Source organism: Gemmatimonadota bacterium (assembly GCA_026706345.1).
Lineage (GTDB): Bacteria > JAAXHH01 > JAAXHH01 > JAAXHH01 > JAAXHH01 > JAAXHH01.
In genome coordinates this window covers 1-16,139 of the sequence record JAPOYX010000265.1, presented here as the reverse complement: position 1 = coordinate 16,139, position 16,139 = coordinate 1, and the positions used below count along the sequence as shown (strand labels likewise).

The 16,139-nt window shown below is 61.7% G+C and carries 10 protein-coding genes; all 10 read left to right on the top strand.

Features of this window, described 5'->3' with window-relative positions; all coding sequences use genetic code 11:
• The first annotated feature begins 11 nt into the window (after positions 1-11).
• The 10 genes from OXG98_18275 (at position 12) to ybgF (ending at position 15,833) form a co-directional block, all read left to right on the top strand.
• Entirely contained in the window at positions 12-2,858 is a 2,847-nt protein-coding gene (locus OXG98_18275; protein MCY3773957.1) for a TonB-dependent receptor, read from the top strand.
• A 175-nt stretch (positions 2,859-3,033) separates the two neighbouring features.
• A complete protein-coding gene (locus tag OXG98_18270) occupies positions 3,034-5,808 on the top strand; it encodes a TonB-dependent receptor (protein MCY3773956.1) in 2,775 nt (924 codons plus the stop codon).
• Between the two features lie 337 nt (positions 5,809-6,145).
• Complete coding sequence (locus tag OXG98_18265; protein MCY3773955.1) at positions 6,146-9,574, top strand: DPP IV N-terminal domain-containing protein; 3,429 nt, start codon at positions 6,146-6,148, stop codon at positions 9,572-9,574.
• A 98-nt stretch (positions 9,575-9,672) separates the two neighbouring features.
• Entirely contained in the window at positions 9,673-10,605 is a 933-nt protein-coding gene (locus OXG98_18260; GenBank protein ID MCY3773954.1) for a ferredoxin--NADP reductase, read from the top strand.
• A gap of 88 nt (positions 10,606-10,693) precedes the next feature.
• Entirely contained in the window at positions 10,694-11,668 is a 975-nt protein-coding gene (locus OXG98_18255) for a zinc-binding dehydrogenase (GenBank protein MCY3773953.1), read from the top strand.
• A gap of 110 nt (positions 11,669-11,778) precedes the next feature.
• Positions 11,779-12,486: a MotA/TolQ/ExbB proton channel family protein gene (locus OXG98_18250; protein MCY3773952.1), complete on the top strand. Its 708-nt coding sequence runs from the start codon at positions 11,779-11,781 to the stop codon at positions 12,484-12,486.
• Positions 12,473-12,892, top strand: coding sequence for a biopolymer transporter ExbD (locus OXG98_18245; protein ID MCY3773951.1), 420 nt, complete (start codon positions 12,473-12,475; stop codon positions 12,890-12,892). The genes OXG98_18250 and OXG98_18245 overlap by 14 nt, the downstream gene beginning before the upstream one ends.
• Complete coding sequence (locus tag OXG98_18240; protein MCY3773950.1) at positions 12,892-13,515, top strand: energy transducer TonB; 624 nt, start codon at positions 12,892-12,894, stop codon at positions 13,513-13,515. Before OXG98_18245 ends, OXG98_18240 begins: the two co-directional genes overlap by 1 nt.
• Positions 13,516-13,627: 112 nt before the next feature.
• Positions 13,628-15,007 carry a hypothetical protein gene (locus OXG98_18235; protein ID MCY3773949.1) on the top strand — a complete coding sequence of 460 codons (1,380 nt, stop codon included), beginning with the start codon at positions 13,628-13,630 and terminating at the stop codon, positions 15,005-15,007.
• 22 nt (positions 15,008-15,029) lie between these two features.
• Complete coding sequence (gene ybgF, locus OXG98_18230; GenBank protein ID MCY3773948.1) at positions 15,030-15,833, top strand: tol-pal system protein YbgF; 804 nt, start codon at positions 15,030-15,032, stop codon at positions 15,831-15,833.
• Positions 15,834-16,139 lie beyond the last annotated feature (306 nt).

Sequence of the window (16,139 nt, the reverse complement as noted above, 5' to 3'; positions counted from 1 at the left end):
AGGTTCTCATCATGCGAATCGCAAGCGTGATTCTGCTCGTACTGTTCAGCATAGGACCCGCGGCCGCCCAGGAAACCGGCGGCCTGGCAGGCAGTGTGGCCGCCGAAGACGGAACGGCGTTGCCCGGCGCCAACATCGTCGTCAGGGGGACCGCGATCGAAGCATTGCGGGGAACGACGGCCGGAGGCGACGGGACGTACCGCATCGACGGCCTGCCGCCGGGCGACTACGAGGTCACCGTGTCCTTTCTCGGCTACGAATCGGTCACCACGGCTGGCGTTGGGATCCGCAGCGCCGAGACCACGAGGCTCGACATCGACCTGGCCGCCACGACGCTGATCGGCCAGGAGGTCGTGGTTTCCGCGTCGCGCAAACAGGAGAAGCTGCTCGACGCACCGGCTTCTGTGTCCGTTGTGGAGCTGGACGAGATCATGAACCGGCCTTCCCTGTCGGTAACCGATTACATCAAGGACCTGAGCGGCGTGGACCAGGCCAAGGTCGGCGTTTCCCAGAGCTCCACCGTAATCCGGGGCTTCAACCGCACGTTCACCGGTTCCCTCCTGCAGATGGTGGACAATCGGATCGCGCGCATCGCCTCGCTCCGACTCAACATGGGCAGTGCCATTCCCCTCACAAGCGAGGATATCCAGCGCATCGAGGTCGTCCGCGGGCCGGGCTCCGCCCTTTACGGTCCCAACAGCGCCAATGGGGTCATGCACATCGTGACCCGGTCGCCCATCGGTTCGGAGGGCAACGCGTTTTCCCTGTACGGCGGCGAACGCAGTCTGCGCAAGGCGACCTTCCGGCACGCCAGCAGCGTCGACGGCAAAATAGGGTTCAAGGTTTCGGGCGAGTACTCGAAGGCCCGGGAATGGGAATACGAAGACCCGGCGGAGGTCATCCCGCGGGATAACGACAACGAACGCCTGCTCGGAGAAGTCCGGATCGACCTGCGTCCGACCGACGACCTGTCCATCATCGGATCGGCGGGGTATTCCCGGATCAAGGCCATCCAGATGACCGGGCAGGGCGCGGCCCAGGCCGTCGACTGGTCTACCCGGTTCTTTCAGGCCCGCTCGCAGTACAAGGGATGGTTCGCGCAGATCTTTCTCAACATGAACGACGCGGGCGATACCAAGCTCCTCCGGACCACCCAGCCGATCGTGGATACCTCGAGGCTGACCGTCATGCAGCTTCAGCACAACTTCGGGCTGGGTGACCGGCAGCAGTTCACCTATGGCGCGGACGTATTGCTGACCCGGCCCAACACCGGGAATACGACCCACGGTCAATTCGAAGACCGGGACAATCTGGACGAATACGGACTCTACATTCAAAGCGAAACGAATCTGAACGACCAGGTCAGCCTGATGCTGGCCGGCCGGCTGGACGAGCACAGCAAGATCGAGGACCCGGTATTCTCGCCCCGGGCGGCCCTGGTTATCAAGCCTTCGCCGGAGAGTACGCTCAGGCTGACGTACAACCGGGCGTTCGGCACGCCGAGTTCCGTGCACTACTTTCTCGACCTGATCGCAAGCTCAGATCCGTTCGACCTGGGAATGAACTTCGGCGCCCTGGGCCTGGGTCCGGACCGCACCATCGACCTGCGCACGCAGGGCGTCAACTCGCAGTTCACGTTCCGGCGCGGAGACAACGGCCTGCCCATGTACCGGTCGCCCTTCGCCCCCGTGGCGGGCCTGCCCGTGGACGCATATCTCCCCATGAACGATCCGGCCAGCACCAATCTCCTCTGGGGCGTGGCCCGCGGAGCCGTGCTGGCGCAGCTTACGCCGCAGCTCCAAGAGCTGGCGGTCCCCCTCATCACGCAGTATTTGATTTCGCTCGGGATTCCGGCTCAGAATGCCGCGCCGCTGGCGGCCCAGCAGGCGGCGCAACTGGCCGCCGCTTTCCCGGGCGTCATCCCGTCCGCGCTGCCGGGGCTCACGAACTCACTGGGTGTACTGGACACGGGAGCGGGACCGGAAGATGAGCCTTTCATTCCGGTCGATCCGGCGGTGGTCAGGGACGTCGACCCGATGAGACCGTCCATTACCGAGACGTTTGAGGTGGGTTACAAAGGCGTCGTCGGCAACAAGCTGGTGCTGACCGCGGACTTCTACCGGAACAAGATTCACGATTTCATCAGTTCCATACACATCGTGACCCCCAACGTGTTCCTGGATCCCGGTCCCTTGGCCACGGCCCTTGGAGCCGGCATCGCGCAGCAACTGGCGCTTCCGGAGAACGCGCAACTGGCCGGGGCGCTCGCGGCGATCGACGATCCGGCCGCGGGTGTGGGAGGCAACGGAAATGGCTCGCCGGTGGACGAACTGACGGGAATATTCGTGAGCACGGCGGCCGCGATTCCCTACGGCACGGTGACCCCGGAGGAGGCCTCCGACCCCAATGCCGTGATGCTGACCTACCGCAACTTCGGCGAAGTTTCGTACTACGGCACGGACATCGGGTTTTCCTATTATCCCAGCGATACCTGGAACCTGTCGGGTAGCTATTCCTTCATCAGCGAGAACCTGTTCGAGAACGTGGACGGCATCGACGACATTCCCCTGAACGCGCCAAAGCACAAGCTGTCCCTGGCGATCGGCCTGAAGCCGTCTGGCCTGCCGCTCAACCTCGGCGCCCGCATGCGCTACCGCGGTGCTTTTGAAATGGCCGACGGCGTCTACGTCGGCGACGTGGAATCCCATACCGTCGTGGACGTGAGCGCTGCCTATGAATTCGCGAAGGTCACGTTCAGCGTGGAGGCCAGCAATCTGCTCAACAAGGAGTACCAGGCGTTCGTCGGGGCGCCGATGATCGGACGCCTGGTCATGGCGGGCCTCGCGGTGCGTTTCTGACGGACTGGAGGGAGACAAACAGCTTGACAAAGTCGTGTTTTCGCATATACTTATATCAATCTGGCGAAAGACCGATCAAGCGCTCCGGAACGGATTTGAAGTCGCGTTCCCAATCATAAACGAAGCCACGCGAACCGGCACACCCGCAGGTGATTCCCGCGGGAAGGAGACCTGAATGCGACGGGTTGCCGTTTTTCTTTCCCTGTTGCTCTGCGTACTCCCGGCATCGGCACAGAATCCGGGCAGTCTCACCGGAAAGGTGGTATCGGAGGCAGGGGAAGGTCTCTTCGGAGCCAACATCGTGGTCAAAGGCCCCGCGATCGCAGCGTTGCGGGGCACGACGAGCGATGACCGGGGGATGTACCAGGTAGATGGCCTTCCCGCCGGCGAATACGAAGTCACCGTTTCCTTTCTGGGTTACGAGACGGTAACCGCCGCCCGTGTCGCCATCAGGGCCGGCGAGCGTACGGTAAGGGATTTCAGCCTTGCCGCCTCGGCGCTCGTGGGCCAGCAGGTCGTGGTATCCGCTTCCCGCAAGCAGGAAAAAGCGCTGGACGCCCCGGCATCCGTCGAAGTGGTCGAGATGAAGGATATCCGGGATTCCCAGGCGCTGTCCGTCGACGAACACATCAAGACTCTCAGCGGCGTGGACCACGCGAAGACGGGCATCGTACAGGCCAGCACGGTGATCCGCGGCTTCAACAAAGTGCTGTCGGGCCTCCTGCTCACGATGGTGGACAACAGGCTCGCGCGGATTCCGTCGCTGCGGATCAATTCCTTCCACATCATTCCCATCACCAGCGAGGACATCGAACGGATAGAGATCGTCCGCGGTCCCGGTTCGGCGCTCTACGGTCCCAACAGCTCCAACGGCGTGATGCACATCATTTCCCGGTCCCCTTTCGGATCGGAAGGCAACTTCGTGTCCCTCTCCGGGGGCGAACGGAATCTGCGGAAGGCGTCCTTCCGCCATGCCAGCAGCGTCAACGACATGATCGGACTCAAGATTTCGGGCAAGTATCTGAAGGCGCGGGACTGGGAACACCACGATCCCGCCGAGGTCGTGCCGCGCAATCTCGACGTCGGGGGCCAGTACGGAGAGATCAGGGTCGACGTCCGTCCATCGGAGGAGCTGACGTTCATCGGTTCGGCGGGGTATTCCAAGAGTTCCAGCATCCAGATGACGGGCCAGGGGTCGGCACAGGGCAGGGACTGGGTGTATGGTTACCTCCAGGGCCGGATGTTGTACAAGGGCTGGTTCGGCCAGTTTTTCTACAACAAGAGCGACGCGGGGGCTACCCAGTTGCTCCGCACCGGCGACGACGTGGTGGACAAGTCGTCGCTGACCGTGATGCAGTTGCAGAACACCTCGGACATCGGCCGGCGTCAGCAGTTCGTTTACGGCGTGGACCTGCTGCTGACCCGTCCGCGTACGGAAGGAACTATTCACGGTGCGTACGAAGACGATGACGACACCGACGAATACGGGGTCTACCTCCAGAGCGAGACCCGGTTCACCGACCAGGTGAGCCTGATGCTCGCCGGCCGCCTGGACCGGCACAGCAGGCTGGACAACCCGGTATTCTCGCCGCGTGCGGCGGTCGTCATGAAGCCCAGTCCGGAAAACACGTTCAGGGTCACCTACAACAGGGCGTTCAACACACCCACGGTAACCACCTTGTCGCTGGATATCAGGGCGGTTACCGACGCGTTCGGTTTCGGCGGACTTTTCGGTGGATTGGGCCTGGGACCGGACAACACCATCGATATCCGGTCGTACGGCGCGCGCAATCCCTTTACCTTCCGACGCGACGAGACCGGCCGGCCCATGTACCGGTCGCCCTTCGCCACCGTGGCGGGGCTCTCCAGGGATACCTACCTCCGTCTCGATGATCCGGCGGCCAACGACATGCTTTGGAGTGCGGCCAGGGAACTCGTGGTAGAGGAGTTGATCACGCAACTGGGTAACGACAGCGGCGGCCTGGTAACCCCCGAACTGGCAGCCCAGTTCACCGGCGTCATACCCGAGAATCTCCACGGTCTGACAAACTCCCTGAGGCTGCTCAACCCGGAAACACAGGATTTCGATCCGTACGACGTCTCGGCGGTCCAGGACATCGACAAGATACGGCCGACCATCACGCAGACGCTCGAGTTCGGATACAAGGGCATCGTCCGGAACAAGCTGGTCCTCGCGGCCGATTTCTACCGAACGCAGATGAACGACTACACCCTGCCGCTCTGGATCTTCACGCCCTCGGTGTTTATCGACGAAGCTTCCCTCCGGAGCGCCTTGAGCCAGGGCATCGCCGACTATCTGGCGGACCCCGCGAACGTACAGTTGGCCACCCTGATCAGGTTTCTCGATACGGCCGCTTTCGGCGGCAACGGGAACGGCGACTACAGGGACGAGGTCGACCGGTACATTGCCCAGATCGCGGAAGGCACCGCGATGATTCCCTTCGGCACCATAACGCCCGAGCGGGCCTCCGACCCCACGGCGGTGGCCCTGACCTACCGGAATTTCGGCGACGTCACGGTCTACGGCGCCGACCTGGGGTTCTCCTGGTTCCCCACCCGTTCGTGGCATATCACGGGCAGCTACTCGTATATACACCGGAACCTGTTCGAGAACGTGGAGAACCTCGGCGACGTCCCTTTGAATTCCCCGAAGCACAAGTTCAGTGGAGGCGTGACGTTCCGCCCCTCGTCGATGCCTTTGACCCTGGGCGGCAAGGTCAGCTACCGCGGCTCCTTCCCGATGCTGGACGGCGTATACGCGGGCCCAGTGGATTCCTACGCCGTGGTGGACGCCAACGCCGCCTACGAGTTCTCCGCGATCACCTTCAGCGTGGAGGCCGGCAACCTGCTGAACACGAAGTACCGCGCCTTCGTCGGCGCCCCGGAAATCGGTCGTCTGCTTTCCGCGGGCGTGGCCGTACGGTTCTGACGGAACCCGCCCGGAAGTTTTTCCAAACTGCGTCGCGCATTGGCGGTCGGATATGACGGCGGGCCTGCTCCGGGTCCGCCGTCTTCATTTACCCGGTTTCCGGGAATAGGAACCCGCCTTCGAGAGTCTAACGGGAACCCGCCTTCCAGTCTCCCGGGTCATAGATCGCGATCTTCATTAAATCGAAACCAAGTCGGCGGTTTTTCGTGCAATCAAGTATAGACGTGGCCCGGATGTCCACCAGGCAGTCCGCGGCACGGGTACGCGAATGGCCCATATTGGCTTGACACGGGGAAAGCCGATCGGTAAGATGGGTCTATCTTCAAGGAGACTCCGGATGCCACATCGGTTCAGATGTATGCTGGCGGTCTTGTGCCTGCTGGCCACGCCGACGGTAGCACTCGCGCAGGGAGACTACTTCGGTCGGAACAAGGTCCAGTACCGCGACTTCAAGTGGGAGATCATATCGACGCCCCACTTCGAGATCTACTACTACCAGGGGGAAGAAGAAGCCGCCTACGATGCCGCCAGGATGGCCGAGCGGTCGTACAACCGTCTGAGCCGCATACTCCAGCACCGGTTCAGCGACAAGGTCCCCATCATCTTCTACGCCTCCCACACCGACTTCCAGCAGACCAACGTCCTGCCCGGATTCATAAGCGAAGGCACCGGCGGCGTGACGGAGTTCAACAAGAACCGGATATTGCTTCCCTTTACCGGTTCGTACGCGGAACTGGAACACGTGCTCACCCACGAGCTCGTTCACGCCTTCCAGGGAGACGTGCTCTACGGCGCTGGTCCGGGGGTGTCCATCCTGAACCCCATGGCCTTCGTCGCACCGCTCTGGTTCATGGAAGGCATGGCGGAATACCTGTCCCTGGGCGGGATCGACGCGTATACCCATATGTGGCTTCGGGACGCCGCGCTGCAGGGCTACCTCCCCCCGACCATACCGTCCATGGACTACAGCTTCGGCGTATACCGGTTCGGCCAGGCCCTTTTCGCCTACATCGGCGACCGGTACGGTGACCGCAAGATCGGTGAGATCCTCCGCAAGACGGGCCGCATGCGGAACGTAAACGAGGCCTTTCGTTCCTCCATAGGCAAGGATATCGAGAAGCTGTCCGACGAATGGAACGAGCATGTGCGCAAGACCTACCTTCCGCAGATCAAGGATTACGACAAGCCGCAGGCCTTTGCCCGCCAGCTGACCGACGTCCGGGAATCCCGGGCGGGTCTGCACCTCGCTCCGGCGATTTCGCCGCGGGGCGACAAGCTGGTATTCATCTCCAACAAGAGTCTTTACAACGACATCTACCTGGCCTCCGCCATTAACGGCGAAGTCATTTCCAAGCTCGTCGAAGGCGAACGCTCCGCCGATTTCGAGTCCCTCCGGTTTTTTTCCACGTCCATTTCGTGGTCGCCCGATGAGCAGTACATCGCCTTTCCGGCCAAAGTGGGGGCGCGGGACGCCCTGTATGTCATGGACGTCAAGAGGCGAAAGGTGGTCAGGCGTATCAAAGTCGACCTGGACGGGGCCACGTCGCCGAGCTGGTCGCCCGACGGGAAGAAGCTGGTCTTCGTCGGTCTCCAGGGCGGACAGTCGGACCTGTACGTGGTGGACGCCACGGGGAGCAATCTGAAGGCGCTGACCCGGGACCGGTACACCGACCGGGATCCCGTGTGGTCGCCGGACGGCAAGAAGATCGCCTTTTCCACGGACCGGGGCGAAGTAACGAATTTCCGAACGCTTACTTTCGGCTATCAGCAACTGGCGCTGTACGACCTGGCCACGGGAGAGGTCGAAAAGATCCCCGATCAGATCGGCAAGAGCATTTCGCCGCAGTGGTCGGCCGATGGCGAGAAGATCGCCTTCATATCGGACCGCACCGGCATTTCCAACATCTTCATCTGGGACATGAAGTCCAGGGAGACCTACCAGATTACCAATATCCTGACCGGTGTGACCAACGTTACGGCCGCCGGTCCCGCCATCACCTGGGCGCAGAAGGCGGACCGCCTGGTCTTTTCCTCCCTGTCCTGGGGCGGATTCGACCTGTTCGCCATCACCGACCCGGTGTCGTTGATGAAGGAGCCCTATGATCACGCACGGGCCGCGACGCCCGGAGCGTCACCGGTGGCGCAGCAACTCGCCCCGCCCCTGAGAACCGAACCTTCCGAAGAAAACCCTGCGGCTGGGGCTGGCGACGGGTCTTCGCCGGACACCGCCGTGGCGGCCGCCGATACCCTGTCCCCTTCGGCGGACGCGGCGCCCGGGACCGGGCGGACCGGGCGGACCGGGCGGACCGGGCAATCGACTTCAGAACCGGAGCGGGAGAAAGTATCCACCGTCCGGACCGTACTTACGGCGCCTCCCGATACGACGTCCGTCCCGGAAGCGACGGCACCGGACGAGATGCCCGAGGAAACGAGAAGTACCGAACTCCTTCAGGAACCGGAATTTCCTTTCGGACCCGTCACGCGCGGTATCGGACCGGGGGGCGAACTGCCGGATACGACCGCCTGGATCGACGGCACGTTCAAGAAGAAGAAGTACTCCCCCCGTTTCGGCCTCGATTATATCGGCGGGAATGCCGGTTACGCCACGAACGTCGGTCTGGTGGGCAGTTCTCTCCTGTCCTTCAGCGATATCCTGAACAATCACAAGATTCTTGTCGGCGCCAACGTTTTCGGATCCCTGACCGATGCGAACTTGCTGCTCCAGTATACCAACCTGACCCGGCGCGTCAATTGGAGCGTTGCGGCGTTTCAGTACAGTTACGACCTGTTTTACAACTACCAGAGCCCCATCCTTACCCAGGTGACGACCCAGATCAACCGCGGCGTTCATCTCTTCGTAAGCCGGCCTTTCAGCCAGTTCAGCCGCATAGAACTGGGCGTCCAGGGGGTGCACAGGACACGTGAACTGGTAGATGTGAGCTTCAATTACTTCGGTATTCGCCGAACCCGGCGCGGGAACCTCGGCAGTGTGAATTTCATTCAACCCAACGTCGCCTTGGTCACCGATCACACCCTCTATGGCGTCACCGGTCCGATCGCCGGTGCCCGGGGCCGCGTGGAAGTGACGCCGACCTTCGGTGAATTGGAGTTTACACGCGCCTTCATCGACTACCGTACGTACTTCAACGTGTTGCAACGCTACGCTTTCGCCTTCCGCCTGTTCGGGCTGGCCAGCGAGGGGCGCGACCAGGAACTCTATCCCTTCGGAGGCCCCTATGACTTTCGTGGCGCCAACTACTGGTCCGTCTGGGGGAGCAAGGTCGCGATGGTCAACGCGGAATTCCGGTTTCCACTGATCGAAGTGCTGGCCATGGGCTGGCCGCTTCCGCTCGCCTTCCAGCAGATCCGGGGTTCGCTGTTCGTGGACGCGGGAAGCGCGTGGGACCAGAACACCAGCGCCGTGCAGGCCAACCAGTACGCGGGCTACCCAAACGTGGGTGAATTCGTCGACGGCAGGCTCGTCCGGAGCAATGGACTGGGACCCGGTACGATGGAAGAGCTGGCGGGAGGCCCAATCGCCGTGGCCTATGGAATCGGTGCCCGGGCGCGCGTCGGCTTCCTGATCCTGAAGTTCGATGTCGCCCGCCAATTCGACCTGGGAAGGCGGCCGTCGTGGTACAACAACGAAGCCCTCCCCAACGTGCCCCGGGGACTGGAATCCGAGTTCCCGGGTACGCGTTCCTACCGTCTGAGGAACGCGCTGAACGATACCCAGTTCTTCTTTACGATCGGCGCCGATTTTTAGGCGCCGATTTCCAGGATACTCCATAAACCGCGGCCTGGCGGTCGGCATATCCCCCGTTGATTCACCATGGCCCATACACGGAGACACGGCAGGTATACATGCATACGTCAGAAGAGATCAGGGCCTTAAGGGAGCAACATTATAACGCCACACTTACCGAAATCCATGAGCTGAACCCCGAACTGTGGATCATCCGGGTGAAACCGGACGACGAACTCCCGCCGTACAAGCCCGGGCAGTACACGACCCTCGGCCTGGGCGACTGGGAGCCCACCAACGATCCGGCCCATAACGAGGATGTAAACGAGAACCTCAAGACGAAGCTCGTCCGCCGCGCCTACTCCATGTCCTTTCCCATGTACGAGGACGATCCCGCCCAATTGCTGGAACCGGGGGACATGGATTACTACGAGTTCTACATTACGCTCGTGGCCCGTGACGGCGAAGAGGGCCAGGATCCTTCCCTCACGCCCAGGCTGTGGATGCTGAAGGAAGGCGACCGGCTCTGGATGGGGCCCAAGGTGACGGGCCATTACACCCTGGAACACATGGGGCCGGAAGACCAGGTCATCTTCGCCGCGACGGGCACCGGAGAGGCGCCCCACAACTGCATGATCGCCGATCTGCTGCGGAACGGCCACAGGCCCGACATCATATCGGTGGTCTGCGTCCGATACGCCCGGGACCTGGGTTACCAGGATACCAACGAGCGGCTGGAGCGGCTTCATTCGAACTACCATTACATCACGCTGACCACGCGGGAGGCGCACAACCTCAACCGCAAGGTGTATATACAAGACCTCGTAAAGACCGGAGAACTGGAAGAGAGGACCGGTATCGTCCTGGCCCCGGACAGGACCCACGTGTATATCTGTGGAAACCCGGACATGATCGGCGTGCCCAATTACACCAGAGAAGGCGACAAGTCCTACCCCTCGCCCACCGGCATGGTCGAGCTGCTCGAGTCCCGTGGCTTCAAGGCGGATCATCGAAGGGACAAGGGGAATATACACTTCGAGGAATACTGGTAGCCGGAGACCCGGCCGGTTCGCGGCGGGGTGAACGAGCACCCTGCCTCCCGGGTTCCCCGGTCATCAAGCGCCGGAGCCGGGTCGCATCTTGTACGACGAAGAGGCCGCCATGCAGAAACTGACGCTGGATACGGTTGGCAATCCCGAGGTATCCAGCGGGCCCGTGCCTTCCTGCAACGACGTGGAAGTGCTGCTCAAGGCACGGGCGTGTGTCCTGTCTCGCCGGGGCATCGCCGATGCCGACGCTAAGCCGGTACCGGCCGCCAACGGCCGCCACGTGTCGTTGAGCCGGTGTTTCACGGGAATCATCGAGAAAGCCGGGGAGCGCGTGGAGGCGCTCGTCCCGGGCGACCGGGTCGTCGCCTGCCATACCGACGGCGGTTTTCCCGAATACCACAGCGTGCCCGCGTACCACGTCGTAAAGTTGCCGGTCGGCATCAGTTTTGAAGAGGGCGCCATAGCCGCCCTGATGCCGACGGTCCTGAACGGGTTGGAACGCGCCCAGGTGAAAGACCGGTCGGTTTTCATCAGCGGTACGGGGACCACCGGTCTGCTGAGTACGCAGATCGCGCGCATATCGGGCGCGACGGCTGTAATCGCGGCGGACCTGCACGCGACGCGTCTGCAGCGCGCGCGGGACGCGGGCGCGGACACCGTGATCAATGTCTCCACGGAAGACGCCCATCGGCGCGTCATGGACCAGACCGGCGGCCGGGGCGTGGATGTTTGTCTCGAATGCGCCGGCAACGAGATTTCCTTTTTCCAATGTGCGGCGATGCTGCGGCCGGGCGGAAAGCTGGTCGTTCTCAAACCCGTGGCAAACCCCGTATCCATCGAAATGCGGGAATGGTCGGAACGATCGCTGCAACTGATCATGGGACGGGAACAGCCGTTTGAAACCTCCCATTTGGTGGAACGGGGGTTGAAACTCGTCGGCATCGGCGCGGTCAGACTGCGTCCCCTGCTGACCCATGTATTCCCCGTGCATCGCATCGCCGAAGCCCTCGAGCTGATCGACGGACATCCGAACCTGGCCGTTGAAGTCGCGCTGATCAGGGCATAGGAACCGGCAATATCCGGGCTCCCATAGTGCTTGACACGCATCCTGCCCGGCTCTTACTTTCAGGCCGCCGGGAAGGGACACGAGATCGGTCGAAAGGATAAGAAAGCGCTTTGTCATCCGAAGTCAGTATCCTGAATCTGATTCTGGATTCGGGCACCGTCGCCAAGTCCGTTATCATCGTCCTCCTGATCTTCTCTATCGTTTCATGGGCGATTATGGCGGAGCGCTGGCGGTACTTCCGCCGGGCCCAGGCGCAGTCCCGGCATTTCCTTGCTTTCTTTCAGTCCCAGCGCGACTACGACCAGGTTTATACCGTCGCTTCGAAGTGGCCCTGCAGTCCCGCCGCCGTCGTCTTCCGCGAGGTATACGAGAAGCACAAGTCGGCTCTCTCCCCTTCAGGCGGCAACGAAGACCATGCGGACCGGTCGAAGAAAATCGGCCAGGACCTGATGGAATCCGTCTATCGCGACCTCCGGCTGGCCGCCCACCGGGAACTGGCCCGGTTCGAGCAACGACTGCCCATACTGGCCACGGCGGGAAGCGTGTGCCCGTTTCTCGGCCTGTTCGGAACGGTATGGGGCGTCATGACCGCTTTTCTGGACATCAGTACCAAGGGCTCCACCAACATCGTGGTCGTGGCGCCCGGTATCGCGGAAGCCCTGATCACGACGATCGCGGGCCTGGCCGTGGCCATCCCGGCCATGGTGGCGTACAACTACTTCGTGCAGCGGTCGAGAGACCTGGGCCTGGAACTTGAAGATCTGGCCACCGCGGTCCTGAACATCCTCCAGTTGCGGGGACGCCATGAACTCGTTTGATTTCAATAGCGCGGGTTCGCCCCGCGCCCTTTCGGAAATCAACGTAACGGCGCTGGTCGACGTCATGACCGTGCTCCTGATCATCTTCATGATCACCACGCCCATGATCCAGAGCGGAGTCCAGGTGGACCTCCCCAGGGCGAGCGCGGCCGCGCCGGATCTTGCCGAGGGCCTCGTCATCACGATAACGAGCGAGGGGTCGCTGTACCTGGAAGACCGCCTGCTCTCGATCGGCCAGTTCGACGGAGTGTTCAGGGAGATATTCGAGGATCAGCAGGATAAACCGGTGTTTATCCGTGGGGACGAGCGGGTGCCCTACGGCACCGTCATTGCCGTGCTCGATAAACTCAAGGAGCACGGCGTAACGCAGATAGGACTGGCGACCAGTCTGAGACCGTCACGATAATGACACGCATGATCTGGGCTTCCGGATTGCTGCATTTCGCGATTATCGCCGGGTTGATCGGTTTGAATACCTGGTGGTCCACGACGGCGTCATCGCTGGACCAGCAGGTCTACCGGGTCGATCTCGTAACGCTGGCCGAGAGCCCGCCGATTCGACGTCCGCCCATGATAGACGAGGCGTACGAAGTCGTCTCGCGGAAGGAGGCCGCCGTGCCGCAGGAGGAGGCGGCTCTGGCGCTTGAAAGGACGCCGCGCCTGGTCTCTGAAGAACCGGACCCGGGACCGGAAACGCCGCAGTCCTTTGAAACCGATTCCCCGGGCATCCGCCTGGACGAGCGGAACTTCGAATTCCCGTACTACCTCGGCGCGATACAGCGGAAGATACAACAGCATTTCAACGTGCCCAGAATGCTCGGCGTAACGCACCTGGAAACCGTCATCTATTTTCGCGTCACGCGGTCGGGCCGGATTTCCAACGTCGTCATGGAGCGTTCGTCTTCCAACCCGGTCTTCGACCTGGCGGCGCAACGGGCGTTGAACGCGGCCGATCCGCTGCCGCCGCTGCCGGAAGGTTACAGGAAATCCTACCTGGGCGTGCATTTCGCGTTCCAATACGCATTGTGAAGCAGGCGCGAATGCACGCAGTACCAGGCCCGAGGCCATATTTGGCTTCCAGCACGGAAAGCCTGAAATAATGAGAAAACAGCGGTTTGTCCGGCCGTTGAGGATTCTGGTGATGGCTTTCGTCCTGCCCCTGCTCGGCGCGAACTCCGTGTCGGCCCAGGACGAGGTCAATCTCAGTGTGCAGGCCCGCGTCTCCCCCCGCATACCGATCGCCTTCAAGCCCTTTGCCCCCCGGGACGGAACGGCCTTCGACGCCGCCGTGCAGGACACCGTCAACCAGGTGCTCATGCGGGACCTGTCGTTCTCCGGCGTATTTGCCGTGCGGGACCTTTCCATTCCGGCCCGGACCGGAGCGGACGCTGGCTCCCCGGTTCTGACGGACAGCGCCGGCGACACCGCCTACGTGTTCCTGGACGCCGCCGGGGAAGTGGACCTCGAGCTGCTTCGCAAGTTGTCCGTGCAGGTCATGGTGTCGGGAACGTACGAGGTTTCAGGATCTCAGGTGGAAATCTCCGTGCGCCTTACCGACGTGGGCACCCGGCGGACGATCCTGGAAAAGGGGTACGCCGCCTTCGACCTGACCCTGAGAAGGATCGTGCATCTCATGGCCGACGATATCGTGTTCCAGTTGACCGGGGATCGAGGCATCGCTCAGACTCGTGTCGTCTTTATCTCCCAGCGCAGCGGCGCCCCGGAACTGTACATATCGGACTACGACGGCTTCAACGTCCGGCAGCTGACCCGGGACGGCGCACGGAAATACTCGCCGACCTGGTCCCCGGACGGCACCAGGATCGCCTACACCTCCTACAGGGACGGGCCCCACGAGTTGTATCTACTCGACCTGCAGAACGGGGAAACCAGCAAGGTCTCTTTCAAGGGGAGAACGGTGCTGTCGCCACGCTGGTCGCCGGACGGCCGCCACTTGATCGTGGGCCTGGTCACGAAGGGGATTTCCAAGCTTTTCATCAGCACGTTGGACGGAAGCGAACTGATCCCGCTGGCGACCGGTTACGGGATCAACGTTTCACCGTCCTGGTCACCCCGGGGCGACCAGGTGGTATACATGTCGGACCGATTGACACAGAAGCACCTGTACGTTATTAATATAGATGGCTCGAACGATCATCGCATCACCTTCGAAGGCGGTTACAACGGATCGCCCGCGTGGTCGCCCCGGGGTGACCGCATCGCTTTCGTGGGCGGTGATCTGGCGCCGGGAAGGCGGGGAGGCTCCCAACGGGTCTTTAATATCTACACCTGCGATGTCAACGGTCGGAACATCGTGAAGCTCACGGGTGTCCGCGGACCGGAAGGGGACAACGTGAATCCGGCCTGGTCCCCAGACGGACTGCACATTCTCTTCGGTTCCGACCGGATCCGCAAGGGAGAGTACCATATCTACCGGATGTACTGGAACGGCGGCGATGTTCATCCCGTCATCACCGAGGGCAACAACCGGCAACCAGGCTGGGGACCCAGGCCCGAATGAAACCGGCGTGAATAGAGGAGAAATGAAAGAAAGGACCTTGAAACACCTCGGCCGGGGCATGCTGCCGGCGGTCTGCGCCCTGGTCGTTACAAGCGCATGTGGTGTCCAGTCCGACTTGACCAACCTGAAGAACGACACGACGCATCTGCGGGCCCAGTTGCAGGTCATGCGCGAGGAGGTCGCCCTTCGGGAGGACATAGACTCGCTGAAGGTCCACATCGGGAGGTTGGAAGCCCTCGTGCGGGACCAGACGGATGAGATGTTGCGCATGCGGGCGGACATGGGACAGCGGATCAGCGGCCTGGAAAACCGGTTGCAGATCCTTACGACGCGCATTACGGAAAGCGACCGTCAGTTTTCGGCCCTGGTGCGCAGGCTGGAGCGCATACAAGTCCAGTTGAGCGCAACGGAAAGGCCGGATACTTCCGCGCTGGCGTCCGGGTCCTTCGATCCGGGCGAACTGTACGACCTGGGGTTGAGGGATTACCAGCGGGGCAATTATGACGTGGCGGTCCGGCAGTTTACCCAGTACATCGAATACTTCCCGGACTCGGACCTGGCAGACGACGCGCAGTACTATATCGGCGACTGCTACTACACGCAGAGCCTGTACACTCAGGCGCTCGACGCTTACGAGATGCTGTTGAACGCGCATCCGGATGGAAACAAGGTGCCGGCCACCCTGTTGAAGATCGCTTTTATCAAGGTGGCCAGAGCGGAACTGTCCGAGGCAAGATCCTACCTGGAACGGGTAACTGGTGAATTTCCCGATACCGAGGAGGCCCAGCTCGCGAGGATGAGACTGGACCTTATGCCGGAAGAATGACTTATTACTTTACTTTGGCCGCCGAATTCGGAATTTTAACTGTGGATGTGCTGAATTGACTTATGCATATTAAATGTAAGTTGAGGCCGGAGAAGGCGTCCATATACTCGCCGCCTGGTGCCGGATGAGAAACGCAATGTGAAAGGAGTGCTATAATGAAAAGATGGAGTATCACGTATTCGGTCCTGGCGCTCTGTCTTCTGGTCGCCGCTCCCTCGTGGATGGGTACCGGCTGTGCCAGTGGACCTTCCGCGGAAGAACTGGCCGCGATGGAGGCGGCACGCCCGCGGGCCATGGGGGATTGGC

Bases quoted from the DNA above. Each gene is read 5' to 3' on its own strand.
- OXG98_18260 (MCY3773954.1), top strand. From the start codon at position 9,673: ATGCATACGTCAGAAGAGATCAGGGCCTTAAGGGAGCAACATTATAAC.
- OXG98_18270 (MCY3773956.1), top strand. From the start codon at position 3,034: ATGCGACGGGTTGCCGTTTTTCTTTCCCTGTTGCTCTGCGTACTCCCG.
- OXG98_18235 (MCY3773949.1), top strand. From the start codon at position 13,628: ATGGCTTTCGTCCTGCCCCTGCTCGGCGCGAACTCCGTGTCGGCCCAG.
- ybgF (MCY3773948.1), top strand. From the start codon at position 15,030: ATGAAAGAAAGGACCTTGAAACACCTCGGCCGGGGCATGCTGCCGGCG.
- OXG98_18275 (MCY3773957.1), top strand. From the start codon at position 12: ATGCGAATCGCAAGCGTGATTCTGCTCGTACTGTTCAGCATAGGACCC.
- OXG98_18265 (MCY3773955.1), top strand. From the start codon at position 6,146: ATGCCACATCGGTTCAGATGTATGCTGGCGGTCTTGTGCCTGCTGGCC.
- OXG98_18240 (MCY3773950.1), top strand. From the start codon at position 12,892: ATGACACGCATGATCTGGGCTTCCGGATTGCTGCATTTCGCGATTATC.
- OXG98_18245 (MCY3773951.1), top strand. From the start codon at position 12,473: ATGAACTCGTTTGATTTCAATAGCGCGGGTTCGCCCCGCGCCCTTTCG.